At 56.7% G+C, this 25,648-nt stretch carries 23 protein-coding genes and 2 pseudogenes; 18 read left to right on the top strand and 7 right to left on the bottom strand.

Annotated features, from left to right (window positions below):
* Positions 1–32: 32 nt before the first annotated feature.
* Both AC3IT9_RS10755 and AC3IT9_RS10750 read left to right on the top strand, forming a co-directional pair.
* On the top strand, positions 33–575 hold the full coding sequence (locus tag AC3IT9_RS10755) for a histidine phosphatase family protein (RefSeq protein WP_489273501.1): 543 nt from the start codon (positions 33–35) through the stop codon (positions 573–575).
* A 98-nt stretch (positions 576–673) separates the two neighbouring features.
* Positions 674–1,342, top strand: coding sequence for an MFS transporter (locus AC3IT9_RS10750; RefSeq protein ID WP_489272978.1), 669 nt, complete (start codon positions 674–676; stop codon positions 1,340–1,342).
* Positions 1,343–1,726: 384 nt separating this feature from the next.
* Here the strand turns inward: AC3IT9_RS10750 and AC3IT9_RS10745 are convergent, their stop codons facing one another.
* Together AC3IT9_RS10745 and AC3IT9_RS10740 are read right to left on the bottom strand one after the other, a co-directional pair.
* Positions 1,727–2,635, bottom strand: coding sequence for a carbohydrate kinase family protein (locus AC3IT9_RS10745; RefSeq protein ID WP_489272976.1), 909 nt, complete (start codon positions 2,633–2,635; stop codon positions 1,727–1,729).
* A gap of 160 nt (positions 2,636–2,795) precedes the next feature.
* Complete coding sequence (locus AC3IT9_RS10740; RefSeq protein ID WP_489272975.1) at positions 2,796–4,361, bottom strand: carbohydrate porin; 1,566 nt, start codon at positions 4,359–4,361, stop codon at positions 2,796–2,798.
* Between the two features lie 167 nt (positions 4,362–4,528).
* Between AC3IT9_RS10740 and AC3IT9_RS10735 the strand changes: the two genes are divergently transcribed.
* From AC3IT9_RS10735 to AC3IT9_RS10710, 6 genes are all read left to right on the top strand, one after another.
* On the top strand, positions 4,529–5,803 hold the full coding sequence (locus AC3IT9_RS10735) for an ABC transporter substrate-binding protein (protein ID WP_150727229.1): 1,275 nt from the start codon (positions 4,529–4,531) through the stop codon (positions 5,801–5,803).
* A 21-nt stretch (positions 5,804–5,824) separates the two neighbouring features.
* On the top strand, positions 5,825–6,787 hold the full coding sequence (locus AC3IT9_RS10730; protein ID WP_489272973.1) for a carbohydrate ABC transporter permease: 963 nt from the start codon (positions 5,825–5,827) through the stop codon (positions 6,785–6,787).
* Positions 6,784–7,626, top strand: a complete 843-nt coding sequence (locus AC3IT9_RS10725; protein WP_489272972.1) for a carbohydrate ABC transporter permease — start codon at positions 6,784–6,786, stop codon at positions 7,624–7,626. The genes AC3IT9_RS10730 and AC3IT9_RS10725 overlap by 4 nt, the downstream gene beginning before the upstream one ends.
* A gap of 27 nt (positions 7,627–7,653) precedes the next feature.
* Entirely contained in the window at positions 7,654–8,799 is a 1,146-nt protein-coding gene (locus AC3IT9_RS10720; protein ID WP_489272970.1) for an ABC transporter ATP-binding protein, read from the top strand.
* Positions 8,796–10,298 carry a glycoside hydrolase family 32 protein gene (locus AC3IT9_RS10715; protein WP_489272969.1) on the top strand — a complete coding sequence of 501 codons (1,503 nt, stop codon included), beginning with the start codon at positions 8,796–8,798 and terminating at the stop codon, positions 10,296–10,298. Before AC3IT9_RS10720 ends, AC3IT9_RS10715 begins: the two co-directional genes overlap by 4 nt.
* 92 nt (positions 10,299–10,390) lie before the next feature.
* On the top strand, positions 10,391–11,383 hold the full coding sequence (locus AC3IT9_RS10710) for a LacI family DNA-binding transcriptional regulator (RefSeq protein WP_489272967.1): 993 nt from the start codon (positions 10,391–10,393) through the stop codon (positions 11,381–11,383).
* Between the two features lie 161 nt (positions 11,384–11,544).
* Here the strand turns inward: AC3IT9_RS10710 and AC3IT9_RS10705 are convergent, their stop codons facing one another.
* Both AC3IT9_RS10705 and AC3IT9_RS10700 read right to left on the bottom strand, forming a co-directional pair.
* Complete coding sequence (locus AC3IT9_RS10705) at positions 11,545–12,186, bottom strand: LysE family translocator (protein ID WP_150727223.1); 642 nt, start codon at positions 12,184–12,186, stop codon at positions 11,545–11,547.
* A 116-nt stretch (positions 12,187–12,302) separates the two neighbouring features.
* Positions 12,303–12,803 (bottom strand): Lrp/AsnC family transcriptional regulator, encoded by a 501-nt coding sequence (locus AC3IT9_RS10700; RefSeq protein ID WP_103393416.1) that lies wholly within the window; start codon positions 12,801–12,803, stop codon positions 12,303–12,305.
* Between the two features lie 119 nt (positions 12,804–12,922).
* Here AC3IT9_RS10700 and AC3IT9_RS10695 point away from each other — a divergent pair, with 119 nt between their 5' ends.
* From AC3IT9_RS10695 to AC3IT9_RS10685, 3 genes are all read left to right on the top strand, one after another.
* Positions 12,923–13,957 (top strand): histone deacetylase family protein, encoded by a 1,035-nt coding sequence (locus AC3IT9_RS10695; protein WP_489272965.1) that lies wholly within the window; start codon positions 12,923–12,925, stop codon positions 13,955–13,957.
* Positions 13,958–14,007: 50 nt separating this feature from the next.
* Positions 14,008–15,063 carry an ornithine cyclodeaminase gene (ocd, locus tag AC3IT9_RS10690; RefSeq protein WP_151213072.1) on the top strand — a complete coding sequence of 352 codons (1,056 nt, stop codon included), beginning with the start codon at positions 14,008–14,010 and terminating at the stop codon, positions 15,061–15,063.
* 175 nt (positions 15,064–15,238) lie between these two features.
* The gene (locus AC3IT9_RS10685) at positions 15,239–16,654 is read left to right on the top strand and encodes an amino acid permease (RefSeq protein WP_150727220.1); all 1,416 of its coding nucleotides are present in this window, start codon (positions 15,239–15,241) and stop codon (positions 16,652–16,654) included.
* Positions 16,655–16,970: 316 nt separating this feature from the next.
* Here AC3IT9_RS10685 and AC3IT9_RS10680 read toward each other — a convergent pair.
* Positions 16,971–17,063: pseudogene (locus AC3IT9_RS10680) on the bottom strand (transcriptional regulator); the annotation flags it as partial.
* Between the two features lie 63 nt (positions 17,064–17,126).
* The gene (locus tag AC3IT9_RS10675) at positions 17,127–17,705 is read right to left on the bottom strand and encodes a TetR/AcrR family transcriptional regulator (protein WP_489273500.1); all 579 of its coding nucleotides are present in this window, start codon (positions 17,703–17,705) and stop codon (positions 17,127–17,129) included.
* 676 nt (positions 17,706–18,381) lie between these two features.
* Here AC3IT9_RS10675 and AC3IT9_RS10670 point away from each other — a divergent pair.
* Positions 18,382–18,789: pseudogene (locus AC3IT9_RS10670) on the top strand (site-specific integrase); the annotation flags it as partial.
* Between the two features lie 50 nt (positions 18,790–18,839).
* Here AC3IT9_RS10670 and AC3IT9_RS10665 read toward each other — a convergent pair.
* Positions 18,840–18,992 carry a hypothetical protein gene (locus tag AC3IT9_RS10665; RefSeq protein ID WP_423503541.1) on the bottom strand — a complete coding sequence of 51 codons (153 nt, stop codon included), beginning with the start codon at positions 18,990–18,992 and terminating at the stop codon, positions 18,840–18,842.
* 97 nt (positions 18,993–19,089) lie between these two features.
* Here AC3IT9_RS10665 and AC3IT9_RS10660 point away from each other — a divergent pair, with 97 nt between their 5' ends.
* The 6 genes from AC3IT9_RS10660 to AC3IT9_RS10635 all read left to right on the top strand — a co-directional run bounded on the left by AC3IT9_RS10660 (position 19,090) and on the right by AC3IT9_RS10635 (position 25,594).
* Positions 19,090–20,085 carry a TRAP transporter substrate-binding protein gene (locus AC3IT9_RS10660; protein WP_489272964.1) on the top strand — a complete coding sequence of 332 codons (996 nt, stop codon included), beginning with the start codon at positions 19,090–19,092 and terminating at the stop codon, positions 20,083–20,085.
* Positions 20,086–20,147: 62 nt separating this feature from the next.
* Positions 20,148–20,780, top strand: a complete 633-nt coding sequence (locus AC3IT9_RS10655; protein ID WP_150752384.1) for a TRAP transporter small permease — start codon at positions 20,148–20,150, stop codon at positions 20,778–20,780.
* Complete coding sequence (dctM, locus tag AC3IT9_RS10650) at positions 20,777–22,060, top strand: C4-dicarboxylate TRAP transporter large permease protein DctM (protein WP_489272962.1); 1,284 nt, start codon at positions 20,777–20,779, stop codon at positions 22,058–22,060. Before AC3IT9_RS10655 ends, dctM begins: the two co-directional genes overlap by 4 nt.
* Before the next feature lie 85 nt (positions 22,061–22,145).
* A complete protein-coding gene (locus tag AC3IT9_RS10645) occupies positions 22,146–23,096 on the top strand; it encodes a TAXI family TRAP transporter solute-binding subunit (protein ID WP_489272960.1) in 951 nt (316 codons plus the stop codon).
* Positions 23,097–23,171: 75 nt separating this feature from the next.
* The gene (locus tag AC3IT9_RS10640; RefSeq protein ID WP_489272959.1) at positions 23,172–25,199 is read left to right on the top strand and encodes a TRAP transporter permease; all 2,028 of its coding nucleotides are present in this window, start codon (positions 23,172–23,174) and stop codon (positions 25,197–25,199) included.
* On the top strand, positions 25,196–25,594 hold the full coding sequence (locus AC3IT9_RS10635) for a DUF1850 domain-containing protein (protein ID WP_150752388.1): 399 nt from the start codon (positions 25,196–25,198) through the stop codon (positions 25,592–25,594). Before AC3IT9_RS10640 ends, AC3IT9_RS10635 begins: the two co-directional genes overlap by 4 nt.
* Positions 25,595–25,648: the final 54 nt, after the last annotated feature.

The following is a 25,648-nucleotide window of genomic DNA, read 5'->3' as shown; positions in this document are numbered from 1 at the left end:
GACGTCAATTTGTGAGCAGGGAAATAATCCTGATGCGTCACGGCCAGCCGAAACTGGCCACAACCGACAAAATCTCAGCGCTCGAGATGAAAGACTGGATCGAACAATACAACCGATCCGAAATTACCCACCACCCGGTCCCGCCTGCCAGCATGCAACTCGCCGCCACCGCCACGGTGATTGTTTCAAGCAGCGCGCCTCGTGCGCTGACCTCCGTCCAGGCGCTCGGCCTGAAGCCTGCACTGGTCGCCGCACTTTTCTGCGAAGCACAACTGCCTTGTGGTCATTGGAAACGGCCAAGGCTATCGCCGTTTACCTGGGCATTTATCCTTCGAGTCTTATGGCTGTGCGGTTACTCACGCAACGTCGAATCCGCCGGTACTGCGAGGATGCGCGCCAGTGTGGCAGCCAAACGATTGCAGTCCCTTGCCAACGATGGACCGGTTCTGCTGCTCGGTCATGGCTTTATGAATCGAATGATCGCCAATCAACTGGTGGCCGACGGATGGGCTCGCCAAAAAGGTAACGGCAGCCAGTATTGGAGTGCGACCGTGTATCAGTACGGCGGTGTCTAAGAGGCGCCAACGGGTCGGCAGAGAGGCCTGCCAAATGCAGCACTGCGTTCATCGTCATCCGGGTAAACCGTCTTGGCGATGCAACGGCAGCCGCATTAATGGCAGTGGTTTCGGCGGCGGTGCTGTCAGGTGTCGATTTGCCACGCCATGAGGCGGCTGTTCGTATTCCAGGTCGCCCGCTTGCGGTGATTGTTCGGCAGCCTCGACTCATCAACGCCATGCTCTGTGGTGTCATAATTTACACCTTGATGAATTTCCTGATGACTTCGGCCCCACTGGCAATGAAGCATGAGGATCTTTCACTGGAATCATCGAACCTGGCATTGCAGTGGCACGTCATTGCAATGTACGCACCCAGCTTTTTCACTGGAAATCTGATCCGCCGTTTTGGGGCAAACCGCGTTGTGTTGATGGGCTTGATGTTAACCGGCGTTTCTATTGCTGTCGGGCTTGCCGGCGTGCAGTCCTACCACTTTTATCTATGTTTGGTGCTTCTAGGGATTGGTTGGAATTTCGGTTTTGTCGGCGCCTCTGCGCTCGTCCTTCAGTGCCATAAAACAAGAGAAAGAAACAGTGTCCAGGCGCTCAATGATTTCATTGTCTTTGGCGCCATGGTGCTCGGCTCGTTTGCATCGGGAGGTATATTGAATCGATACGGTTGGACCGTTATCTGTGCGCTTGCCTTTGTACCTGTGCTGGTTGCCATAGCGACGTTGATGTTGAGCGAGCATCGCGTCAGGTATTCAACTCAGGAACGCACAAGCTAGTTCCGCGGGACTGGCTTAGCCTCCAGGCCATGATTCGAATGACGCTGGATAACCGGTTTTGCGCAGTGGCGATGGCGAGCGCACCTTGTTCAACTTGCTGACGCCTCCTTTGTGTGAGGGTGTGATCAGGCGCATGCATCCCCTGTTCCAAGCTCAACAGCAATCGTGCAATAGAGTGTATGCTCGCCAACCTCCGCAATGATCTCAACGCCCATACCGAGCAACTTTCGCTCGTGCGTAATCATTGAGCCCCAGAACCCCGACTTGATCGCTACCTGAACTTGCCTGGTTTTTTTGGCGAGCTTGCGAGCTCAGCAACGCTTGTGGCCAGGGTCGGTGCCGCGTCTTTTTACTTAGACAACTCCTCGGCGCCGACAACCATGGTCAAGTAGGTTTTAGCAGCTGCAGCAAACCTTCCACATCAGCTAACGCTGGAGCATGGGCTCCGGCATGACGGCAAGATATGGATGCGCAAGCCGCTGAAAATTGCAGGCGCTCTCTCAAGTCCGCGATCCCCAGCAACTGCGCAGCCAGCCAACCAGCCATACAAGCGTCTCCTGCTCCAACCGTGTCTTCCACCTTCACGGCAATCGCCGGCTGATCGAGTTGGCTGTCCGGGGTGTGGAGAATCATCCCGTGTTCTCCTCGGGTAAAAAGGATCTGCGCCTGAGGATTAAGAGCGCGAAGCTCATCCATTGCCTGGTGTTCTGTCAGCCCTGGATAAATTTGCCGAAGGTCTTCATCGGAAAGCTTAATCATGTCAGCAAGGGTGGTCATCGTAGGGAAGGTCTGCTCCCGATAATGGCTATCCATTAAATTGCGCCAGTTCGGATCATAGCTAATCCGTTTACCGGCTTCTTTGGCCTGCCGAGCAATTTTAACCAGCCTGTCTGCGAGTGGCTGTCGAGCCAAACTGATGCAGCTGAAATGACACAGCTCTGCATGGTTGATCCATCCTTCTGGCATCAGGTCGGGATCAAAAAACAGATCGGCTTCTCCAGCAAAAAAATATCTTGGAGGACGGCTCGATGGAACGATGGCAACCAAAGGATCTCGGTCTACCCGTTGGATAAACCTCATATCCAATCCTGCCGCTTCCGACTGCGAAACTATCTCGTCACCCAGTGAATCCATGCTCACCGATCCAGCAAAAGCGCTGCTGATACCCAAGCGGCTTAGCGCTCGTGCAACGTTCCAGGGAGCACCACCCGGGTAGCCCTTCCACTGTCCAGGAGTACCTTGGACAAGATCGGTCAGGGCTTCGCCAAACACTATTGCGCGAGGCAATACCATCGTCATTTCCTCAATATTTTGTCATAGGGAACTGCTGGCTGATCAGCGTCGACCGGCAATCACTTACTCAATGCGCTTTGATGAACGGCAGGGTTTGTTGAAGTCAGAGAAGTTCTCATAGCCAACCTCCAAGCAGATGTTGGCCGAACACGTTCAAATATTAAAACCAGGTTTCCATTTGTATACCGTATTGCCATACACCTCCGGCTTTGAAGTCCGTCATGCCAAAGGAGTCTGTGGTACTGAAACTGTCCAGATCCGAAGACCAGTTCATGAAGCTTGCGAACACTCGCAATTCGGGACGGGTAAGAAGATCTCCAACCTCGGGTTTGAATGTCGGGGCGACAGTGAATTTCCAAAAGTTACCGTCGACCGCATTACGTTGTAGATAGTCCTTCGGGTCGAGGTTCATGGTTTGCCAGCTTACTTCGTAGGCCATCTCGAAATTGCTGTTGATTTTATTGGCCAAACGCACGTTCAGGGTCAGCCAGCGGTAGTCGTCACCCTTGACGTATCTATCCTTGCTCTGTTCGGCCAGCAAGCTGGGGCCGATACGCCAGTCAGGCGCAAGGGGTGTCTCACCGTAAAGTGCCAGACGCAGAGCGCGGGCATCATCAATCAGTTCACCATCCGAGCCGACGTTCTTGACCTCAGCTCCCAGACCTTGCCCATAGAGCAGCGCCGTTTTGAAGAAGCCTTCTCTGCCGAAAAAGTTTTTCTGGTGATTGGCCAACATGCTGTGCAAGCCGGAATCCGCAGGCGTCAAACCCGCTGCATTGGTGCGGGTAGCGAAATCGTTTTTCTTTGCGCCGATGGCATTGAACATCCACTGCCACTGACCATCCTCGAAGAACTGGTTGGAGGTCAGGATGTAGCTTTCCACATCGGCACTAAGATCGCCTTGACTGAAATCCCCGTAGTTGCGCCCGACCAAAGAGTAGTTCGAACGCCAATTCTTGTTCATCTGCATATCGTAGATTCCACCCCCGGTGCCGGCCAGATAGACAACGTCCGAGTCCAGCCAGTGGATATCGAAATTATCTCTGTCGAATCGCTTGCCTGCCCACAGGGTGGCGTTCTCGAACACTGAATTGCCCTTGAACGCAGCGAGATGGTCAAGCGCTGTGAATACCTGGCGAACGTTCAGTTTGCTTTCGTCGGCCGTCCAGTCATTGGAACTTTCCACTCCGTCGGCGATGGAGACCGTGAATTTGGAACGGGTGCCGTTTTGCGCATAGATTTCTTTCGACAGGTCTATACGCATGTAGGTGTCGTCTTCGTTACCGAGTCGCCCGACTGCACCACCGACTGAACCGGCAGGAGTTTCATAAGGGCCGCCACGACCACCACCCAGCCCATCGTTGATCAGCAATCCGGAGCGGGCGTAGCCGTTGAAGCTGAACCCATCAGTGAGGTGTCCGGTACTGCCCTCTTTCTCCAGACTTTGCTGACGGGCTTCGAGTTTTGCCAGTCGGGTATCCAAAGCGGGCGCCGAAATTACTGCCGCAGTAGACGCGGCGGGCTGCAAGGAAGGAGTGGCGAGTTTGATCTGCTGCAATTCCCTGGCTAGTGCCTGGGTTTGCTGCTCGGCTGCGGCTGCACGCTTTTCCGCGGCGCTGGCACGGGCTTCAAACGCGGCCATGCGTTCTTCCAGAGTAGCGGCCTGAGAGGTCGTCACCGAGGTGCTGAGCACGCCTGCGAGTAGCCAGCTTGATGCTTTCTGCATGTGGATTTCCTGTTTTGTTTTTATTGTCTTGTTCCCGCGACCGGCCATTTTTCATGAGTTGCGAATTGTCGCAATCGACGAAAAAAAAGATGCCTCATCGCAAATACGCTGATACATTTGGCGATGTTAACGTTAACTTTTCTAAAAACAAAAATAAAGAGGGCTTTATGAAAGCGCTTAAATCTCTTCTTCCAGCAGCACTGCTCACCCTTTGTGCCGGCCTTCCATCCCTCTCGAGCGCAGCTGATTTGACGATCTCCTGCGGCGCGGTGGGGGCGGAATTACAACTCTGCAAGGAGGCTGTCGAGGCGTGGTCGAAACAGACCGGCAACCACGTCGAAGTGGTTTCCACGCCTAATTCGGCAACCGAGCGGTTGTCGTTCTACCAACAGATCCTCAGTGCGCAGTCCAGCGACATCGACATCATTCAAATCGATATGGTGTGGCCGGGAATGCTGGCCAAACATCTGATGGATCTGCGCGAGGTGCTTCCCGCCAATGCGACCCAAGGCTACTTCCAGGCACAAGTGGATAACGCCACGGTGAACGGACGGCTGGTGACGATGCCGTGGTTCACCGACTCGGGCCTGCTGTATTACCGCAAGGACTTGCTCGAGAAGTACAACCAGCCGGTTCCCCAGACCTGGGAAGAAATGACCGCGACCGCCCGGAATGTTCAACAGGCCGAGCGCACTGCCGGGAACCCCAATGCCTGGGGTTACATCTTTCAGGGGCGCGCCTACGAGGGCCTGACGTGTAATGCGCTGGAGTGGATCAGCAGCCAACCGCAAGGCGGGCTGGTCAATCCGCAAGGCGACATCGTTGTCAACAACCAGGCCTCAAGAACGGCGTTGACCCTGGCGAAAAGCTGGATAGGAGACATCTCCCCGCGTGGCGTACTCAACTACACCGAGGAAGAAGGACGTGGCGTATTCCAGTCGGGCAATGCGCTGTTCATGCGTAACTGGCCTTATGTCTGGGCCTTGGTGCAAAGCCAGGACAGTGCGGTAAAAGACAAAGTCGGCGTCGCTCCCCTGCCCCGTGGCGGCGAGACCGGCAGCCATGCTTCCACCCTCGGTGGCTGGGGCCTGGCGGTATCGCGCTACAGCGCCCATCCAAAACTTGCCGCCGAGCTGGTGAGCTACCTGACCCGTGCCCAAGAGCAAAAACGCCGTGCCCTGATCGGCGCCTATAACCCGGTTATCGAGTCGCTGTATCAGGATCCCGAATTGCTCGCGGCCATGCCTTATTACGCTCAGCTGCACAGCATTCTCAACGATGGGGTCATGCGCCCCGCCTCCATCACTGCTGATCGCTATCCACGGGTCTCCAATGCGTTCTTCGATCGAGTGCATGGTGTGCTGGCGGGCGAGTTGCCTGTGGATCAGGCGCTGGCCGAGCTGGAAAGCGAACTCACGCGCATCAAACGCCGGAACTGGTAAGCCACAAGGAAGAAAATCACCATGTCTGTCTCTACGACCCATGTCCCCTGTGACGAGCTTCTGCTCACCAGGGAAACGCCCGTACAACGACGCCGGGTACGCGCCGCCTGGCTGTTTCTGACACCGATGCTGTTGTGTCTGACGCTGGTGGCAGCCTGGCCGCTACTGCGTACATTCTGGTTCAGCCTGACCGACGCCAGTCTGTCGGACACCGCTGGCGGATCCTTCGTCGGCCTGAGCAATTATCTGTTTCACAACGGTTCCACCTGGTCGGGCATCCTGGTCGATCCTCAGTGGTGGAACGCGGTGCGCAACACGTTGCATTTCACCGTGGTGTCGGTGGGACTGGAAGTCGTACTGGGACTGCTAGTGGCGTTGCTGCTGAACATCAAGTTCACAGGCCGTTCCCTGGTGCGTGCGATGATTCTGATTCCCTGGGCGATTCCGACCATTGTCTCGGCAAAGATCTGGTCATGGATGCTTAACGACCAGTTCGGCATCATCAATCACCTGATGCTGAGCCTCGGCCTGATAGACGCGCCCCTGGCCTGGACGGCCGATGCGGACCTGTCGATGTGGGCGGTGATCCTCGTCGACGTCTGGAAGACCGTGCCGTTTGTCACGCTGCTGATGCTGGCGGCCTTGCAGATGTTGCCGAGCGATTGCTACGAAGCCGCGAGGGTCGATGGCATTCATCCGCTGAAAGTGTTCTGGCGTGTCACCCTTCCCCTGCTGATGCCCGCACTGCTGGTGGCGGCGATCTTCCGCATCCTCGACTCGCTGCGGGTATTCGATGTGATCTATGTGCTGACCTCGAACTCGTCGAGCACCATGAGCATGTCGGTGTATGCCCGCCAGCACCTGGTGGAGTTCCAGGACGTCGGTTACGGCAGCGCGGCCTCGACGCTGCTGTTTCTAGTGGCTGCGGTGATCGCCATGCTTTATCTCTACCTCGGACGCCGTCAACTGGAGGTCCGGTCATGAACCTGCGCCTACTGAAAAAAGCACTGTTGCGCCTCGGGTTCTTGTGCCTGATCGGGGTATTGCTGCTGTATGCGGTTTTCCCTTTCTACTACGCCATCGTGACTTCACTGAAGCCGTCCAGCGCCTTGTTCGAGGTGAGCTACTGGATCGACAACCCCGACTTCTCCAACTACGCGGCGGTACTCCATCAAGCTTCATTCCTGCGGGCGATCGGTAATTCGCTGGTGGTGGCGCTGTGTGTGGTGACGCTGGCGCTGTTCCTTAGCCTGACCGCCGCCTATGCCTTGGGCCGGGTGAAGTTCCGAGGGCGTGGCACGGTGTTGATGATGGTTCTAGGCGTGTCGATGTTTCCCCAGGTCGCTGTGCTGTCGGGGCTGTTCGAAGTGATCCGCGCCCTGGGTCTGTACAACACGTCCTGGGCGTTGATCCTGAGCTACACGATTTTCACCCTGCCATTCACCGTCTGGGTGCTGACCACGTTCATGGGGCAACTGCCGCATGAACTGGAAGAAGCGGCAATCATGGATGGCGCGTCGCCTTGGGTCACGCTGATCCGCGTGCTGTTGCCGCTGCTCTGGCCCGCACTGGTCACCACTGGCTTGTTGGCCTTCATCGCCGCGTGGAACGAGTTCCTGTTTGCCCTGACCTTCACCCTTACCGACACGCAACGCACGGTGCCGGTCGCCATCGCCTTGATTTCCGGCGGGAGTCCTCATGAGCTGCCTTGGGGATTGTTGATGGCCGCATCGGTGGTGGTCACCGTCCCACTGGTGATTCTGGTGCTGATCTTCCAGCGCCGAATCGTTTCCGGTCTCACTGCCGGCGCGTTAAAGGGTTGATGCCCGACAACTACAAGGAACAGCATCGTGATCAAGTTGAAGCTAGACAACGTGAACAAACAATTGGGCGGCGCGCGGATTCTTCGCGACGTCAACCTGGAAATCGCTACGGGTGAATTCGTGGTGTTCGTTGGCCCTTCGGGCTGCGGAAAGTCGACTCTGCTGCGACTGATCGCCGGACTGGATTCGATCTGCGGCGGCGACCTGCTGATCGACGGGCGACGGGTCAACGACCTGGAGCCGCGCGAGCGTGGCGTCGGCATGGTGTTTCAGTCTTATGCGCTGTACCCGCACATGAGCGTCTACGACAACATCAGCTTTGGTCTCAAACTGGCCAAGACTGAAAAGAGCAGCTTGCGCGAGCGCGTGCTGAAAACAGCGCAAATTCTTCAATTGGACAAACTGCTGCAACGCAAGCCAAAAGAACTGTCTGGAGGGCAGCGCCAGCGTGTGGCAATGGGCAGAGCCATGGCGCGGGAGCCGGACATTTTGTTGTTCGATGAGCCGCTTTCCAACCTGGATGCGTCCTTGCGGGTGCAGATGCGCAACGAAATTGCCCGGCTGCACGCCCGACTGGGCTCGACCATGATCTACGTCACCCACGATCAGGTTGAAGCAATGACCCTGGCCGACAAAATTGTCGTGCTCAATGGCGGTCGCGTAGAACAGGTCGGCTCACCGCGCGAACTCTATGAACGTCCGGCCAGTCGCTTTGTCGCCGGTTTTCTCGGTTCGCCCAGAATGAACTTTCTGTCGGCGCGCCTGCATGCCCCTGGGGAAACCAGTCTGGTCGATACGCCCGTACTGGGTAGGACCTCCCTGCCCTTCGACAGCTCGAACCTGACAGTGGACACGCAGCTGAGCCTGGGGATTCGCCCGGAGCACGTGTCGCTCAAGGCGGCGGATGGAACTGCCGGCGTCGTCGTTACCGCGGTCGAATACCTGGGCAGCGAAACCTATGTGCACCTCGAGACAGGTCAGGACGAGCCACTGATCTGTCGTTGCGAGGTCAGCGCCGGATGGCAGGCAGGCGATCGGGTCGAGCTGCAGCTGGACATCGACAACCTGCACCTGTTCGACGCCGACGGCACGGCCTTGAGGCGCCACCCACACGCCATTGAAACCCTGGCGGATGGCGTCTCTCTACGCCCGGTACGAGCACGCGCCCTATGACTATGTATTTGAATCCCATGAACGATCCAATGTCTTCCGCCCTTGACCTTGCGCAGCGTGCGCTGAGGGACGGCCTGTCTCGCGTCATCGACGATTATCGGCCCGGTTATCATCTTGCCCCTCCGGCAGGCTGGATGAACGACCCTAACGGGGTGGTGTACTTTCGTGGCGAATATCACGTGTTCTATCAACACCACCCCTTCGAAGCGAAATGGGGCCCGATGTATTGGGGGCATGCCAAGAGTGCCGATCTGGTGCATTGGCAGCATCTGCCCATTGCGCTGGCGCCCGGCGATGACTTCGACCGCGACGGTTGTTTTTCCGGTAGCGCGGTGGTGTGTGGAGATACCCTGGCGCTGATCTACACCGGGCACACCTGGCTGGGGGAAGTCGGTGACGAACGCTCGATCCGTCAAGTCCAGTGCCTGGCCACCAGTCTCGACGGCATCCGGTTCATCAAGCATGGCGCAGTCATCGAGACCGCGCCGCAAGATACGATCATGCACTTTCGTGACCCCAAGGTATGGCAGGAGGATGACTATTGGTACCTGATTGCCGGCGCACGTCTGGGCGATGTGCCGCTGCTCCCGCTGTACCGCTCCACGGATCTGCACACCTGGGAATTCCTCGACTATGTGTCCAGTGGTAGCGAGGGCGATGGCTATATGTGGGAGTGCCCGGATCTGTTCCAGCTGAACGGACGCGATGTGCTGCTGTACTCCCCCCAGGGCATGCAGCCCCAGGGTTACGAACGGCTCAACAAGTACCACACCGGTTATCGAGTGGGCCGACTCGACAGCGAATGGCACTTCACGGGCGGACCTTTTATCGAGCTGGATAACGGCCACGATTTCTACGCAGCGCAAACGCTACTGGCCGCCGATGGTCGGCGCCTGGTGTGGGCATGGCTCGACATGTGGGAAAGCCCGATGCCGAGCCAGGCTCATCACTGGTGCGGCATGCTCGGTTTGCCGCGCGAACTTGAACTGCACGCAGATCGCCTTTGCGTGTACCCGGCACGGGAGCTCAGCGCTCTGCGCAAGGCGCCTTTGCCGGGCACGTCCTGGTGGGATGAGTCGGGAACCCGGTGGGTGCCGCAAGTGAATGGCGACATGCTCGAAATCCATGTGCATCTGGATCTGCTCGGCTGCACCGACGGCCACTTGGGAATCGCTTTGCGCTGCAGCGACGATGGCCATGAAGAAACCCTGCTCTACTACGATGCATCACTGCATCGCCTGGTGCTTGACCGCAGCCGCTCGGGTGCACAAGTCACCGGTCAGCGCAGCGTGTCGATAGACCCGACGCAGGAGCGACTGGAACTGCGCGTATTTCTCGATCGCTCGTCTATCGAGGTGTTCGACGAAAACGGGCGCTTCAGCCTCAGCAGTCGCCTCTATCCGCGGCCCGACAGTCTGGGGGTGAAGCTTCTGGCAAGCGGGAGTGGCGGGCGGGTCTCCATTCCCAAGGCGTGGCCTCTCGACTCTGGATGGCTATGAGCGGCGGATGGCTGTGAGTTGCGTCATTCGAGTCGCGAGAAGCCCGGGCCGTGTGTCATGATTCTGCGTCAACCTGACCGGCCTCACCTCGCATGACTTCAGTGAAAGACGTTGCACAGCTGGCCGGCGTGTCCCTGATGACGGTTTCTCGAGCGCTCAATAATCCGGAAAAACTGAGCCCCGAAACCCTTCAGCGGGTGCGTCGCGCCATTGATGAACTGCAGTTCGTACCGAGCCTGTCGGCGCGCAAGATGCGCGGCGACAACCTCCAGTCGCGAACCATCGGTGTGTTCGCGCTGGACACCGCGACCACACCGTTCGCCGTCGAATTGCTGCTGTCCATCGAACAGACCGCGCAGCAAGCCGGCTGGAATGTGTTCATCCTTAACCTGTTGAGCAACCCGCCCACCGACCAGAACATTGACCTGATGTTGTCGCACCGTCCCGACGGGTTGATCTTCAGCGCCATGGGGTTTCGCCAGGTGTGCATTCCCGAGCGATTGAAGAGCAAACCCCTGGTACTCGCCAATTGCCTGGCCGATGACAGTCACCTGGTCAGTTATGTGCCGGACGACGAATCGGGGCAGTATCGCGCCGTACATCACGCGTTGAGCCAAGGCTATCGGCGTCCTCTGTGTATCAATCTGCCCAAACAGAGCCTGGCCTGGGGCCTGCGACAAAAAGGCCTGCAGCGTGCCTGTCAGGCATTCGGCCTGGCGCCTGACGCACTGCTGCAATACGACCTTTCCGATCATGATGCCTATGGTGAAACCGCAGCCATCCTCGACCGGCACATCATCGAAGGGCGTCCCCAATTCGACATTCTGATCTGTGGCAACGACCGCATTGCCTTTTGTGCCTATCAGCTATTGTTGGGCCGTGGCCTGAAAATTCCCGACGATGTCGCCGTGCTCGGCTACGACAACATGATCGGCATTGCTGAGCTGTTCATCCCGCCGCTGACCACGGTGCAACTGCCGTACTACGAGATCGGTCGCAAGGCTGCCCGGCACCTGATCGAGACCCTCGATGTATCGGGAACCCAGCCAGTTGATTGTCCATTGGTGGTTAGGACATCGTTATAAGATTTAGTTGTGTGCGAGCAGAGCGCTGGCAACGATCAAAAAGAACGAAGAGTTCATCAACATCACGCTTGCGGTGCTCATGACACTAGAGTGAGTAGGTCTCAAGTTAGGTTGGCTAGCCGGGCCTCGATGGCCCGAACAAGCGACTAGCCGCCCTCTTCTTATGCAGCCTGTCGACGCATGGTCAGGATGGCGGCCCCGAAGCAGATGAACGTCGACCCTACCACCCGGCTAACCCACCGGGACAAATCAGGCCGCGTCAGCACCCCCTTGGCCCGGGAGGCAAGCGCCGCATACAGGCTCAGCGACGCAACCGACAACGCCATGAAGATCGAGGTGAGGATCAGGAACTGCGGCAGCAACGTCGCGCTCTGATCGATGAATTGCGGGAACAGCGCAGTGAAGAACATCGTCGCCTTAGGGTTGGTCACCGCCGTCAGGAAAGCCGACTTGTACAGTTTTAAGCGAGTGGGCCTGCTCTTCTTCGAGCCATCCTGCATACCTTCCGCGAGCATCGGGCTCTTTTTGAACAACTGCCTTAGCCCCAGGTAGAACAGATAGCCGGCACCGATGATCTTCACCGCATTGAACAACCATTCGGAACTGGCAAGTAACGCCCCCAGCCCCAGCATGGCAGCGCTCGACAGGCAGAACAGGCCACTCGCATTACCAAGGGACGACCACACTGCGCTGCGCTGTCCGTGGGCCAAGCTGTTGTTGATCGCCATCAGGGTCGCAGGCCCTGGACTCGCAATGGCAATCGCAGCGACCAGGGTAAAAGCAAGAATCGAGTGAAACTCCATTTTCAACGCTCGTAGTGGGATATGCGTTGCATATTACAGAAGATGATCTAGCGCGGACTACCATGTGTTGGTCATGGAGTCGGTTGGTTTCAAAAGGTGATCCAACCCTTGCCCATTCACTCCTTGCTCGATTTGGGTATCGCTATACGGCTACTGGTCTTGACCTCGCGTAAAGCCAGACTGGACTGGATGGACGCAATACCCACCTGACGCCTGAGCACCTGCTCGATAAAGTCACTGTAGCTATCAAGATCCTCTGCCAACACTTGCAGCACGTAATCGGCATCCCCGGTGATCTTGTGACAGGACAACACTTCAGGCAATTGAGCAATCACCGCCTCGAAGGCGTCCGGAGCGTGATCGGCGTGGGTGGAAAAACGGATGTGCACGAACGCCATGATATCCAACCCCAGCATTCGTCGATCAAGGTTCGCCTGATAGCCCTTAATCACGCCCGCCTCCTCCATTCTCTTACGCCGCCTCCAGCATGGTGTCAGACTTAACGACAAGCGCTCACTGAGCTCAGCATTGGAAATACTCGCATCCTCCTGCAGCAATGCGAGGATTGCCAAGTCGGTATCGTCGAGACTGATGCGTTTGGATGATTTTTTCTGCATTACGCCATTCCAGAGTAAAAACGCCCGAATAATCTAGCAAACCACGAAAACAAAGCAAAGAAAGCGCATCCCTGCCGGAACAGAATATTTGCACTGGCTCACATTAACGGATGCGCAGAATGTTTACAGTTTTCAGTGATTCCCACCGCTTGCACCACGGCACCGAATTGAAGGACGGCGTGCTCAAGCCGTCGTTCGAACAGCCCAGTCGGGCCGATACCGTCCATAACCGTGTCAAGCAGGTAGGCCTTGGCCAAATCATCGAACCGCGAGCATTTGACCGGTCGTGTTACGTCAATGCGCACAGCGAGCGCTACGTCAGCTTTCTAGAAGGCGCCTGGTCAGAATGGTGCGCGACCGGACGTACGCACGACGCCCTACCGCTGGTATGGCCAGTGCGTGACCTGTCCAACGAGCAAGTCCCGACGTTCATCGACGGCAAGCTCGGTTTCTACGCCATGGACGCCGGCTCCCCGATTACCGCCACTACTTGGCAAGCGGTGAAAACCAGTGCAGACATCGCCCTCACCGGCCTGGCACTGATCGATGAAGGCCATGACAGTGCTTTTGCCCTGTGCCGACCGCCCGGCCATCACGCAGCGCGTGAATACATGGGCGGTTACTGCTATCTGAACAACGCCGCCATTGCTGCACAGCAGGCCATTACCCAAGGTGCCAAACGTATCGCCGTACTGGACGTCGACTTTCATCATGGCAACGGCACCCAGAACATTTTCTACGGGCGCAGTGACGTCATGTTTGTCTCGCTGCACGGTGAACCGGCGGTGTCCTATCCGTACTACTCAGGTTTCCGCCATGAAGTAGGCACAGGCCAAGGCGAAGGTTACAACCTGAACTATCCGATGCCGAAGAACACCACCTGGGAAAGTTATCGCAACGCCTTGCTCCACGCCTGCAAGAAACTCCAGCAATTTGGGCCTGAAGTGCTGGTGATTTCACTGGGCGTCGACACGTTCAAGGACGACCCCATCAGTCACTTCCTGCTGGAAAGTGAAGACTTCATCGGCATCGGAGAGCTGATCGCGAGCGTCGGCTGCCCCACCCTGTTCGTCATGGAAGGCGGCTACATGGTCGATGAGATCGGGATCAATGCGGTCAACGTACTGCATGGCTACGAGAGCAAACGCGCCTGAGTCATCCCCTGAATCGCAACGCTTCAACTATTGAATCGGAGAATAAAAATATGACTCTTTTTATAGACGTCGATCATGCTGCACGCCTGTTCGCCACGGTGGGAATCCGCCGGGCAATCCGCGAAATGGCTACTTATATTGAAGCGGACTATTTGCGCTGGGCGCGGTTTGATAAGTCGCCCCGTACCGCCAATCATTCGGCCGACGGTGTGATCGAGTTGATGCCCACCGACGATGGCCAACAATACTCCTTCAAATACGTGAATGGTCACCCGGGCAACGGTCAAAGCAATTTGCTGACGGTCATGGCCTTCGGTGTCCTGGCCGATGTCCACAGTGGCTATCCCACCTTACTCAGTGAACTGACGCTGACCACAGCTGTGCGCACGGCAGCGACCTCCGCCCTGGTCGCGCAGTCCTTGGCGCGCCCGGGTGCAAGCACCATGGCAATCATCGGAAACGGTGCCCAGAGCGAATTTCAGGCCCTCGCCTTCCACGAAATGCTGTCCATCAAGGAAATCCGCATTTTCGATATCGATCGCGACGCTTCACTTAAGTTGAAGCAGAACCTGTCAGCATTCCCGGAAATTGAGGTGATTCTGGCCAACTCGGTACAGGAAGCGGTCAAGGGCGCGCACATCGTCACCACGGTCACCGCAGACAAAGCCTATGCAACGATTCTGACGCCCGAGATGATTGAGCCCGGCATGCATATCAACGCCGTAGGCGGTGACTGCCCAGGCAAAACCGAACTGCACGCCGACATCCTGCGAAACGCCCGGGTCATCGTTGAATTCGAACCGCAAACCCGGATTGAAGGCGACATTCAACAGCTGGAAGCCGACTCTCCCGTCGTCGAATTCTTCCGGATTGTTCAGGGCGAAGTCCCGGGCCGCGAGAACGACGCACAGGTCACCGTGTTCGATTCGGTGGGTTTTGCCCTCGAAGACTTTTCGTCACTGCGCTACGTGCATGACCTGGCGCGGGAGCATGCAATCGGTGAGTGCATCCATCTGGTGCCGACGCCTGACAACATAAAAAACCTCTACCAACTGCTTGATCAGCAGCCAGCAATCGTCCCCTCACGCCTGCGCACAGTGAGTTGATAGCCATTGGTGATGCCCCTGAGCAAAGTGCCAAGGGGCTACTCACCGTGTGATTGGAGGACCAACCCTGCCGCCAGCAAATCACCACCGTCAGTAGCCGTTACATCTCCAACAAGAACGCTAAACACCCACTTTTCTGCCAAAACTCAAAAACATAAAATCAAGAGGTTTTGTAATGAAATCGACTCCGTCCGAGCGGGTTGAACAGCCCGCGCTGCAGCGCACGCTCAGCAATCGTCACATTCAGTTAATGGCCATGGGAGGCGCCATCGGTACCGGTCTGTTTATGGGTTCCGGGAAGATCATCGCCCTCTCCGGCACGTCTATCATCCTCATCTATATGATCATCGGTCTGTTCGTCTACTTCGTCATGCGTGCCATGGGCGAACTGTTACTTTCCAACTTGAACTTCAAAACCTTCGCGGATTTTGCCGGTGCCTATCTTGGCCCACGCGCAGCATTCTTTCTCGGCTGGTCATACTGGCTAAGCTGGAGCGTTGCAGTGATAGGTGATGCAGTCGTGGTGGGTGGATTTTTTCAGTATTGGTTCCCCGATGTACCCGCCTGGATACCGGCGATCGGCATGCTGATGACACTGTTCGCGTTGAACGTGCTGACTGTCAGGCTCTTTGGTGAAGTGGAGTTCTGGTTCGCGATCATCAAGATCATTGCCGTCGTCACCCTGATTGGCGTCAGCGTGGTGATGATTGCCAGCTCCTTTGTATCACCCAGTGGCGTCACCGCATCCCTGAACCACTTGCTGGATAAACAGGCCGCCTTCCCCAACGGCCTGTTTGGCTTCTTTGCAGGATTCCAGATGGCAATCTTCTCCTTTGCCGGCACCGAGCTGATCGGTACTGCAGCCGCCGAAACGCGATCCCCCGAGAAGACCCTGCCTAAAGCCATTAACTCGATTCCGCTGAGAATCATCCTGTTCTATGTGCTGGCACTGGCCTGCATTATTGCAGTGACTTCCTGGCAACAGGTTTCGCCCAACAAGAGCCCCTTTGTCGAGCTGTTTCTGGTCGCAGGGTTTCCCGCAGCAGCCGGCATCGTCAACTTTGTAGTACTGACATCCGCCGCCTCATCGGCCAACAGTGGCGTATTTTCATCCAGTCGCATGCTATTTGGACTGGCCAATCAGGACAATGCTCCGGGGATTTTCCGGCGTCTGTCGAGCAATAGCGTTCCTTTGCTGAGCCTGGCGTTCACCACACTGTTGATGCTGGTCGGCGTGCTGTTGCTGTTCATAGTTCCAGAAGTGATGACAGCGTTCACCATCGTTTCTACCGTGTCAGCAATCCTGGTGATATTCACTTGGTCGACTATCCTCGCGTCGTACATTGCCTATCGCAAAACTCGTCCTGAACTGCATGCGAAATCGATCTACAAGATGCCTGGCGGCGTGCCGATGGCCTGGTTCTCCTTGGCCTTTCTGGGCTTTGTTCTTTGTCTGCTGGCATTGAGACCAGACACCCGAATTGCCTTGATTGTCATGCCGGGGTGGTTCATATGGCTGGCAATTGCTTACCAGTTGACCTGTTCCAGAAAACCCAAACCCGCTGACGGCTCGGCAAATCAATACAGCTGATGTTCACCTGGTGCCTTTCGGTGCCGATTAGTGAAGATCGCCTCGGCGACGCGGCACTTCTAGGATAACTACAGGCTTAAGAGCCCCAACTGAAGGCCGTCATATTTCATTGACGGCCAACTGTACGGATGAACGATTCGGTTTGCTGACAAATGGTGAGACGCCGTAAGCAAAACTGTACCAACTCGTCCCTGTGACTCTCATTGCCAACTTCTCAAAATTCTCCAGAAAGTGTCGGGCCGTTTTTCCGTCCCGGTAAGCCATTACATACCAAACAAAAAAGGCCCTCTCGGGCCCTTTTGTACTCAAACCAAACTCATTTGGTCAGCCAGGATTCGACGGTGTCGGAACCATATGTCGCTTTCCACTCTTTCAAGGTTCGGTGATTCCCGTCCATTGTCTCAACGACAACATCTCTCGCAACATCTTCAATGCCCGGCCAAATGATCAAGATCTGCCAGAAAGCGTCCATCTATGTGTTCCCCTGCGGCTCACTGACTGGCGACAACGGCAATGACGCAATTATCTCAGCGTGGCAAACGTCGAGTATTTCATCAGCCAGAGAAGAATCATCTGGGCAGGCGCGCGACAACATGACCGCACCGATTGCATGCGCCAGCATGTCGATCATTTTTGCCCGTACCCCATCCTGCGGCGCGTCTTGCCTCGCTTTGTACTTTTCTTCGAGCGCTGCCAGCGTGCTTTCTACCCCGTTGGCAAAGGTGGCTTTCAACTCATCTGATTGACGCGCAGCGTCTCCACAAAGGGCCGCCATGGTGCAACCGCTGCCCCTGCCGTCTCGGTGATCCCTCGACACATACAAATCGATGAACTCAGCAACTTCGAGACCTTCGGAACTGGTCAGCGAATGCGAAAGACTGTTCGCTGCCGCTTCAGCCATCAAATCAGCCTTGGAGCCGAAGTGCTTGTAGAAACCGCCTTGCGTAAATCCGGCTGCTGCCATGAGTTCAGCCACCCCCACGCCATCGTAGCCACGCTCGCGAAACAGCTCTGAAACCACCAATGGCAGACACAGCGTGAAATAGCCAATATAAGTACCGAACGCTGTATTCAGCATGGCAAACGGCTCCAGCCCAAGCAGACCGAGCGCAGCATTGAAGATGCCGTTATCGCTGAGGAACACCTGCCATGAATAGGTGCGCACCAGGTAGCTGGTGAAGAACGGAGTGACCAGCAGCAACACCAGCAGCTGCTTTGCCGACTCGCGAAACTTGAAGGCGATTGTATAAGCGCAGGGAAAGGCCACCAGGCTGACCAGCACAGTGGCACCCGCCGCCATGGCGAGTGTATGGACGTAAGCATCCCAAAAGAAGCCGCGGCTGAGCATGTAGCTCCAGTTTTGCCACTCGAATGTCGGCACCATCCGGAAGTTACGTACAAGCCAAAAACTGATGGCCACCAGAAATGCCAGTGGAAATGCGAAGAAAATCAATTGCCAGATCAGGATAGGCATCGAGAAACAGAGGCCAAACCAGGGCAGGCGCCACACCCTCCTTGAACGGCGCTCTGTTCGGGCACCTGCATTACCGGAGAGTACCGACGGTGAAGTCTTCAACTTGTCTGAAATCATAGCGACCACCTCCACTCGTCTCGTCAAGCACCCTTGTATTGCGACCAGAAGTCATTCCACTCATCCAGACTCTGCCGGATCGGGAGTTCGCGGTACTTGATACGACCATCGCGTATGTCATCCATGACGTTGCGCTGGGCATGTCGACGTGAGAGTGGTGAGCAAACAGGTCGGCGACCGTCAGGCCCGGTTCAAAAATCGTAAGGCCCTCTCCAGGCGGCGCCATGACGACACGCTGGTCCTTGCCGACGGCCAGAACGGTGACTGGACGCCGCATGACCTGCGCCGCACAGGCGCGACCATGATGCAGGCCTTGGAGGGCAGCCTGGACGTCATCGATCGCTGTCAAAATCATGTACTGGCCGGGTCCCGGGTGAGGCGGCACTACCTGCATCATGATTATGCCGAAGAGAAAAAACGCGCCTGGAACCTGTTGGGCGACCGACTGAGTGCCGTGCTGTCCTCGACCTACGAGCATTCTCCGGCCGAATCGATGATGTCTTTTCCTGCATATACCGCGACTGGTTCTTTACCGCCCTCTTAAGTCGGCGTCTTCAGTGTTGAGTCCTCATAGTTGCGCACCGAGCACGTTCTTCAGCTTGATTTCGGCTTCATGATCGGCAGAAATCGACCAAAAGCAGTCATCCATTCAGGCGTCCGATCAGCGGCAAAAAATCCAATAAAGTCAGGTTTGAGAATCTTGCCATCTACCAGCAGTTTTTTACCTTCCTGGTTATTACCCTCCAACAGATAGTTTTCTGCCTAGACTTGTGTCTGTCCTGACATACAAATGCGCTCAAGGCATCGAGCCATATGAAAAACAAAAACAAGAGGAATCCCCCCGATGTTCAGATCTCTATACACAGTACTCGCCTGCGCTCTTGCATTAGGCACAATGAACGCGACCATGGCGGCAGATCCGGTGATTATCAAGTTCTCGCACGTGGTCGCTGAACAGACGCCCAAGGGCCAAGGCGCCTTGCTGTTCAAGAAACTGGTAGAGGAACGCTTGCCTGGCAAGGTCAAGGTCGAGGTCTATCCCAACTCGTCGCTGTTTGGTGATGGCAAGGAGATGGAAGCGCTGTTGCTGGGAGATGTGCAGATGATTGCGCCGTCCCTGGCCAAGTTCGAACAGTACACAAAGACCCTCCAGCTATTCGACCTGCCCTTCCTGTTTAATGACATCGCCGCCGTCAACCGCTTCCAGTTGAGCCCGCAGGGTCAGGGGCTGCTCAAATCCATGGAAAGTAAAAACATCACCGGCCTGGCCTACTGGCACAACGGGATGAAGCAATTGTCGGCCAACAAGGCACTGCGTGTCCCTGCCGATGCCCGTGGCCTGAAGTTCCGGGTGCAGGCGTCTGCCGTGCTCGAAGAACAGTTCAAGGCTGTGCGCGCCAATCCGCGCAAGATGAGTTTTGCCGAGGTTTATCAGGGGCTGCAGACCGGTGTGGTCAACGGTGCGGAGAACCCTTACTCGAATATCTACAGCCAGAAAATGCACGAAGTGCAGAAGTACATCACTGAGTCCAACCACGGTGTACTGGATTACATGCTGATCACCAACACCAAATTCTGGAACGGCCTGCCACCGGACGTTCGCAGCGAACTGGACAAGATTGTCGTGGAAGTCACCGCTCAGGTGAACAAGGAAGCGGCGCAGCTGAATGAGAGTGACAAGCAACGCATAATCGCGGCCAAAACGACCGAAATCATCATCCTGACACCGCAAGAACGCGAACAATGGCGAGAAGCGATGAAACCGGTATGGAAGATGTTCGAAGGCGATATCGGCCCTGAACTGATCTTTGCAGCCGAAACCGCCAACAAGGCTCAATGATCGCAAGGCAGGTGCTGCCGGCGCGGCGCCTGCCAGTCGTCACTCGATGTGAGAAGCCATCCATGAAAGCGCTTCGGCGAATCTGGGAACACTTCGAGGAAGGCTTTATCGTCTTCCTTCTGGCCGCCATGACCCTGGTCACGTTCGTTTACGTGATCCTCAACAATTTCTATAGCCTTTTCTACTGGCTTGCCGATCGTTGGCCAGGTGCAAGCGTCCCGCTGTTCGCCATTGGCGACGAAATCATGGGGATGGCTCAGGCGATGACCTGGAGCACTGCCCTGACCAAGGCCCTGTTTGGCTGGCTGATCTTTTTCGGACTGGCCTATGGCGTGCGCACGGCCGGGCATATCGGTGTTGACGCACTCGTCAGGCTGACCAGCCGATCGGTGCAAAAGTACATAGGCATTGTGGCCTGCCTGTGCTGCCTGGCCTATGCAGCACTGCTCAGCGTAGCCAGCTTCGAATGGATTCGGACGTTGATGATTGCAGGCATCGGTGCCGAGGATCTGGGCCATTTCGGTATCATGCAATGGCATATCGGGCTGATCGTACCTTTGGGTTTTGCCCTGGTCTTCATCCGCTTCGCTGAAATTCTCCTGCGCATCCTGCAGAACCGCCAGACCGGCCTGGGCCTGGCCGACGAAGCCGCTGACGTGTTGAAACTCGCCGAGCACAAGGATGACAAGTCATGACCATTGCTTTCTTGTTCGTGGCCCTGTTCGTCCTGATGTTCATCGGCGTTCCCATCGCCATTTCCCTCGGTCTGGCCGGTTCCTTGACCATCATTTTCTTCAGTCCCGATTCGGTGCGCTCGCTGGCGATCAAGCTGTTCGAGACCTCGGAGCATTACACGCTGCTGGCCATTCCGTTTTTCCTGCTCGCCGGCGCCTTCATGACCACCGGTGGTGTTGCCCGCCGGTTGATTGACTTTGCCAATGCCTGTGTCGGACATATTCGCGGCGGCCTGGCTATCGCTGCGGTGTTGGCCTGCATGCTGTTCGCCGCCCTCTCCGGCTCAAGTCCGGCGACGGTGGCTGCCGTGGGTTCAATCGCCATTGCCGGCATGGTCCGCTCCGGTTATCCGCAAGCCTTTGGCGCGGGGATCATCTGCAACGCCGGGACGCTCGGCATCCTCATCCCACCGTCAATCGTGATGGTGGTCTATGCCGCCGCCACCGAAACTTCCGTCGGCAAGCTGTTCATGGCCGGTGTGGTGCCAGGTCTGTTGTTGGGAACAGCGCTGATGGTGGCGATCTATATTGTCGCCGTTAGGAAAAACCTGCCCGCCTTGCCGCGCGCGACATTTCGGGAGTTGATGGGTACCGCACGCCAGGCAATATGGGGCCTGTTGCTGATGGTAATCATCCTGGGCGGCATCTATTCCGGGATGTTCACCCCGACCGAGGCGGCGGCGGTGGCGGCCGTTTACTCGGCGTTCGTCGCCTTGTTCGTCTACAAGGATCTGACGTTTCGTGAAACGCCAAAAGTCCTGCTGGAATCCGCCAAGCTGAGCATCATGCTGATGTTCATCATCGCCAACGCCATGCTTTTTGCCCACGTCCTGACCACCGAACAGCTCCCGCAGCAGATCACTGCCTGGGTGATTGACGCAGGCCTGACGCCCGTGACTTTCCTGCTGGTGGTCAACATTGTGCTGCTGATTGCCGGCGCGTTCATGGAGCCGTCGGCCATTATCCTGATCCTGGCGCCGATCCTCTTCCCCATCGCCATGAAACTGGGTATCGACCCGATTCACCTCGGCATCATCATGGTGGTCAACCTCGAAATCGGTCTGATTACCCCGCCGGTGGGCCTGAACCTGTTCGTCACCTCGGCGGTGACTGGTATGTCATTACCCGCCACCGTAAAAGCGGCTATGCCCTGGTTGACGATTTTGTTGCTGTTCCTGGTGCTGATTACCTATGTGCCGTGGATTTCGCTGGTGCTGCCAGCGTGGCTGGGCATGAACTGATCTCGCCTGCCCACCCCCTACTGCGCCGGAATCAACTAGAGTGGAATCACTCTGCATAAGCCATAACAAGACGGAGAGGTTCCCCATGCGAGTAAAAACACGCTTCGCCCTGCTGGCCGCCGCCACGCTGGCAATCAGTACCGCTGCGCAAGCCGCGCCGGTGTTCATCAACATCCTGACCGGGGGAACCAGCGGGGTTTACTACCCGATTGGTGTCGGCTTGTCACAGATCTACAGCGATGGCATTCCAGGCTCGAAGACCTCGGTTCAAGCCACCAAGGCCTCGGTGGAAAATCTCAACCTGTTGCAAGCCGGTCGAGGCGAGTTGGCGCTGGCACTGGGTGATTCGGTTGCCGATGCCAAAAACGGCGTGGAAGACGCTGGTTTCAAGGCACCGCTGACCAAGTTGCGTGCCATTGGCGGGGCCTACCCCAATTACATTCAGATCGTTGCCAGCAAGGAATCGGGGATCAAGACCCTCGCGGATCTCAAGGGCAAAACCATTTCGGTCGGAGCGCCCAAATCAGGTACCGAACTGAACGCGCGCGCGATCTTCAAAGCAGCAGGGCTAACCTATGAGGACATGGGTAAAGTGCAATACCTGCCCTTTGCCGAATCGGTCGAACTGATCAAGAACAGACAACTGGATGCGACATTGCAATCTTCCGGGTTGGGCATGGCGGCCATTCGCGACCTGTCCTCTGTCATGCCACTGAACTACATAGCGATCCCGACTGAAGTGGTCGCGAAAATCGGCAACCCGGCCTATCAGAGTGCAATGATTCCGGCCAACACGTATGACGGACAAACCGAAGCCGTGCCGACGGTTGCCATCACCAACATTCTGGTGACCCGCGCCGATGTGTCCGATGAAGTTGCCTATGAGATGACCAGACTGTTGTTCGATAACCTGACGCGTCTCGGTAACTCACATTCGGCAGCCAAGGACATCAAACTGGAAAGTGCAGCCAAAAACCTGCCGATCGCGCTGCATCCAGGTGCCGAACGCTACTACAAGGAAAAGGGCGCGCTGTAACCGCGCGAGGCGCAGTGGGCTTGGTTACCACTGCCCCATCGATTCTATCCAGCGTGGTCATGAGGCAGGCAGCTAATGAGTGACGAGCATCAGGGCATTTCCGCGAACCCGAGGGACTGGCCAAAAACCCTGTTTTACGTAGCGTTGCTGTTTTCGATTTTTCAAATCGTCACTGCGGCCTTTTCACCCATTTCAAGCCAGGTGCTACGTGCAGTACACGTCGGTTTCCTGCTCTGGGTGGTCTTTCTGAGTTACCCGGCTCACGGCAAGGCTCGTCCCTGGCAACCGCTGGCCTGGCTGCTCAGCCTGGGAGGGATCTTCACCGCCTTGTATCAATGGGTGTTCGAGGCTGACCTGATCCAGCGCTCCGGCGACCTGACGCCGGCAGACATGGTGATGGGTGTGTTGCTGATCGCTCTGGTCTTCGAAGCCGCCCGACGGGTGATGGGGATTGCGCTGCCGATCATCTGCGGCCTGTTCCTGGCCTACGGCTTGTTCGGTGAGTATCTACCCGGCGAACTGGCCCATCGGGGCTATGGCTTCGACCAGATCATCAATCAACTGTCCTTTGGTACTGAAGGGCTGTATGGGACGCCGACCTATGTTTCGGCCACCTACATCTTTTTGTTTATCCTGTTCGGCGCTTTCCTTGAAGAAGCCGGCATGATCAAGCTGTTTACCGACTTCGCCATGGGATTGTTCGGCCACAAGCTGGGGGGGCCGGCCAAGGTCGCCGTCGCCTCGTCAGCGTTGATGGGGACCATTACCGGCTCGGGGATTGCCAACGTCGTGACAACAGGGCAATTCACCATTCCACTGATGAAGCGCTTTGGCTATCGGCCCGCATTTGCTGGCGGAGTGGAAGCCACCTCCAGCATGGGCAGCCAGATAATGCCGCCGGTGATGGGCGCGGTAGCCTTCATCATGGCTGAAACCATCAATGTGCCGTTCGTGGAAGTTGCCAAGGCTGCATTGATACCCGCCATCCTTTATTTCGGTTCAGTGTTCTGGATGGTTCATCTGGAAGCCAAGCGCTCCAACCTCAAGGGATTGCCCAAAGACCAATGCCCCAGCGCATTAGGCGCCGTAAAGGAACGCTGGTATCTGCTGATCCCTCTGCTGGTTCTGGTTTACCTGCTGTTTTCCGGGCGCACCCCACTGTTCTCCGGCATGGTCGGATTGGCATTGACCGCCATCGTGATTCTCGGCTCGGCGATCATTCTCAAGGTGCAAAACTTCGGTCTGCGTTGTGCGTTCTGGGTTGCACTGGGCGTGCTGTGCACAGGCTTTTTTCAACTCGGAATCGCTGTGATTTTTGCGGTCATTGCGGTGCTGATGTTGATGTGCTGGTTCATCAAGGGCGGCCGGGAAACGCTGATTATCTGCCTGCACGCACTGGTCGAAGGCGCACGCCATGCGGTTCCGGTGGGGATCGCCTGTGCGCTGGTGGGCGTGATCATCGGTATAGTTTCGCTCACGGGCGTCGCCTCGACCTTTGCCGGTTACATATTGGCCATTGGCCGGGACAACCTGCTGTTGTCACTGATACTGACAATGGTCACCTGCCTGGTGCTGGGCATGGGCATTCCGACCATACCCAACTACATCATCACCAGTTCGATCGCAGCACCTGCCCTGTTGGAACTGGGTGTACCGCTGATCGTGTCGCACATGTTCGTGTTCTATTTCGGCATCCTCGCCGACCTGACACCACCGGTCGCCCTCGCCTGCTTTGCCGCAGCCCCCATCGCAAAAGAAAGCGGATTCAAGATCAGCCTGTGGGCAGTGCGCATTGCGCTGGCAGGTTTCGTCATTCCGTTCATGGCTGTCTATAACCCGGCGCTGATGCTGCAAGGTGACAATTTGTGGATGACGGCCTACATGCTGATCAAGACCATTCTGGCGGTCGGTCTCTGGGGAGTGGCGTCCACCGGCTATCTGCAACAGAAAATGGCCATCTGGGAACGCTTGTTGAGTCTTGGCGCGGGGGGCCTGTTGATCGTGGCGCTGCCGCTGACCGATGAAATCGGCTTCGCACTTGGGATTCTGGTGTTACTTCAGCACGTCTGGCGGTCCAGGCACGCAGGGATGGCCAACGCATGATCGGCTTGTGCCTGGGCCTGGCCGGCGGCGTCTGGGCCCAGTTGCCGGTGTCCCATTTCACGCTGGCGTGGAACCACAGCATCGAAAAGATTCGCTGGGAGGAAGACTATCGCGTCACCCGCAAAGGTCTGGTCCTGGAAGAAGCCAGGATCCGCGGTAACGGTGCGGGAATGGAGATGCCTGATGATGCTCGATTGGAAAACGGTAGTTGGCACTTCCAGCGCCGTTTGCCGCCCCTGCAACCCCTGAAATTGGGACGAACCCCCGAGGCTGGCGACTACCAGCTATGCGTTGACGGGACGTGTCAATTCATGAGCCGGTGGGTCGGATCACCCACCAGCAGCCAGCCTTTTCTACAGTTGTGGAGTTGCGAGACAGTCGGACAACCGCCATAGGACAACATTCGAGCACGAAATCCCTACTGAAGAATTCCGCCGATCTGTTGCATC

The sequence above is a fragment of the Pseudomonas sp. KH_046_1 genome (genome assembly GCF_057839025.1).
This window is presented reverse-complemented; position numbering and strand designations above follow the sequence as displayed.

Excerpts from the sequence above, each read along its gene's own strand:
- AC3IT9_RS10710 (WP_489272967.1), top strand. The coding sequence starts at position 10,391 with ATGACTTCAGTGAAAGACGTTGCACAGCTGGCCGGCGTGTCCCTGATG.
- AC3IT9_RS10660 (WP_489272964.1), top strand. The coding sequence starts at position 19,090 with ATGTTCAGATCTCTATACACAGTACTCGCCTGCGCTCTTGCATTAGGC.
- AC3IT9_RS10740 (WP_489272975.1), bottom strand. The coding sequence starts at position 4,361 with ATGCAGAAAGCATCAAGCTGGCTACTCGCAGGCGTGCTCAGCACCTCG.
- AC3IT9_RS10735 (WP_150727229.1), top strand. The coding sequence starts at position 4,529 with ATGAAAGCGCTTAAATCTCTTCTTCCAGCAGCACTGCTCACCCTTTGT.
- AC3IT9_RS10655 (WP_150752384.1), top strand. The coding sequence starts at position 20,148 with ATGAAAGCGCTTCGGCGAATCTGGGAACACTTCGAGGAAGGCTTTATC.
- AC3IT9_RS10715 (WP_489272969.1), top strand. The coding sequence starts at position 8,796 with ATGACTATGTATTTGAATCCCATGAACGATCCAATGTCTTCCGCCCTT.
- AC3IT9_RS10725 (WP_489272972.1), top strand. The coding sequence starts at position 6,784 with ATGAACCTGCGCCTACTGAAAAAAGCACTGTTGCGCCTCGGGTTCTTG.
- AC3IT9_RS10700 (WP_103393416.1), bottom strand. The coding sequence starts at position 12,803 with ATGCAGAAAAAATCATCCAAACGCATCAGTCTCGACGATACCGACTTG.
- AC3IT9_RS10755 (WP_489273501.1), top strand. The coding sequence starts at position 33 with ATGCGTCACGGCCAGCCGAAACTGGCCACAACCGACAAAATCTCAGCG.
- ocd (WP_151213072.1), top strand. The coding sequence starts at position 14,008 with ATGACTCTTTTTATAGACGTCGATCATGCTGCACGCCTGTTCGCCACG.
- dctM (WP_489272962.1), top strand. The coding sequence starts at position 20,777 with ATGACCATTGCTTTCTTGTTCGTGGCCCTGTTCGTCCTGATGTTCATC.
- AC3IT9_RS10645 (WP_489272960.1), top strand. The coding sequence starts at position 22,146 with ATGCGAGTAAAAACACGCTTCGCCCTGCTGGCCGCCGCCACGCTGGCA.
- AC3IT9_RS10640 (WP_489272959.1), top strand. The coding sequence starts at position 23,172 with ATGAGTGACGAGCATCAGGGCATTTCCGCGAACCCGAGGGACTGGCCA.
- AC3IT9_RS10635 (WP_150752388.1), top strand. The coding sequence starts at position 25,196 with ATGATCGGCTTGTGCCTGGGCCTGGCCGGCGGCGTCTGGGCCCAGTTG.
- AC3IT9_RS10745 (WP_489272976.1), bottom strand. The coding sequence starts at position 2,635 with ATGGTATTGCCTCGCGCAATAGTGTTTGGCGAAGCCCTGACCGATCTT.
- AC3IT9_RS10695 (WP_489272965.1), top strand. The coding sequence starts at position 12,923 with ATGTTTACAGTTTTCAGTGATTCCCACCGCTTGCACCACGGCACCGAA.
- AC3IT9_RS10750 (WP_489272978.1), top strand. The coding sequence starts at position 674 with ATGGCAGTGGTTTCGGCGGCGGTGCTGTCAGGTGTCGATTTGCCACGC.
- AC3IT9_RS10705 (WP_150727223.1), bottom strand. The coding sequence starts at position 12,186 with ATGGAGTTTCACTCGATTCTTGCTTTTACCCTGGTCGCTGCGATTGCC.
- AC3IT9_RS10730 (WP_489272973.1), top strand. The coding sequence starts at position 5,825 with ATGTCTGTCTCTACGACCCATGTCCCCTGTGACGAGCTTCTGCTCACC.
- AC3IT9_RS10685 (WP_150727220.1), top strand. The coding sequence starts at position 15,239 with ATGAAATCGACTCCGTCCGAGCGGGTTGAACAGCCCGCGCTGCAGCGC.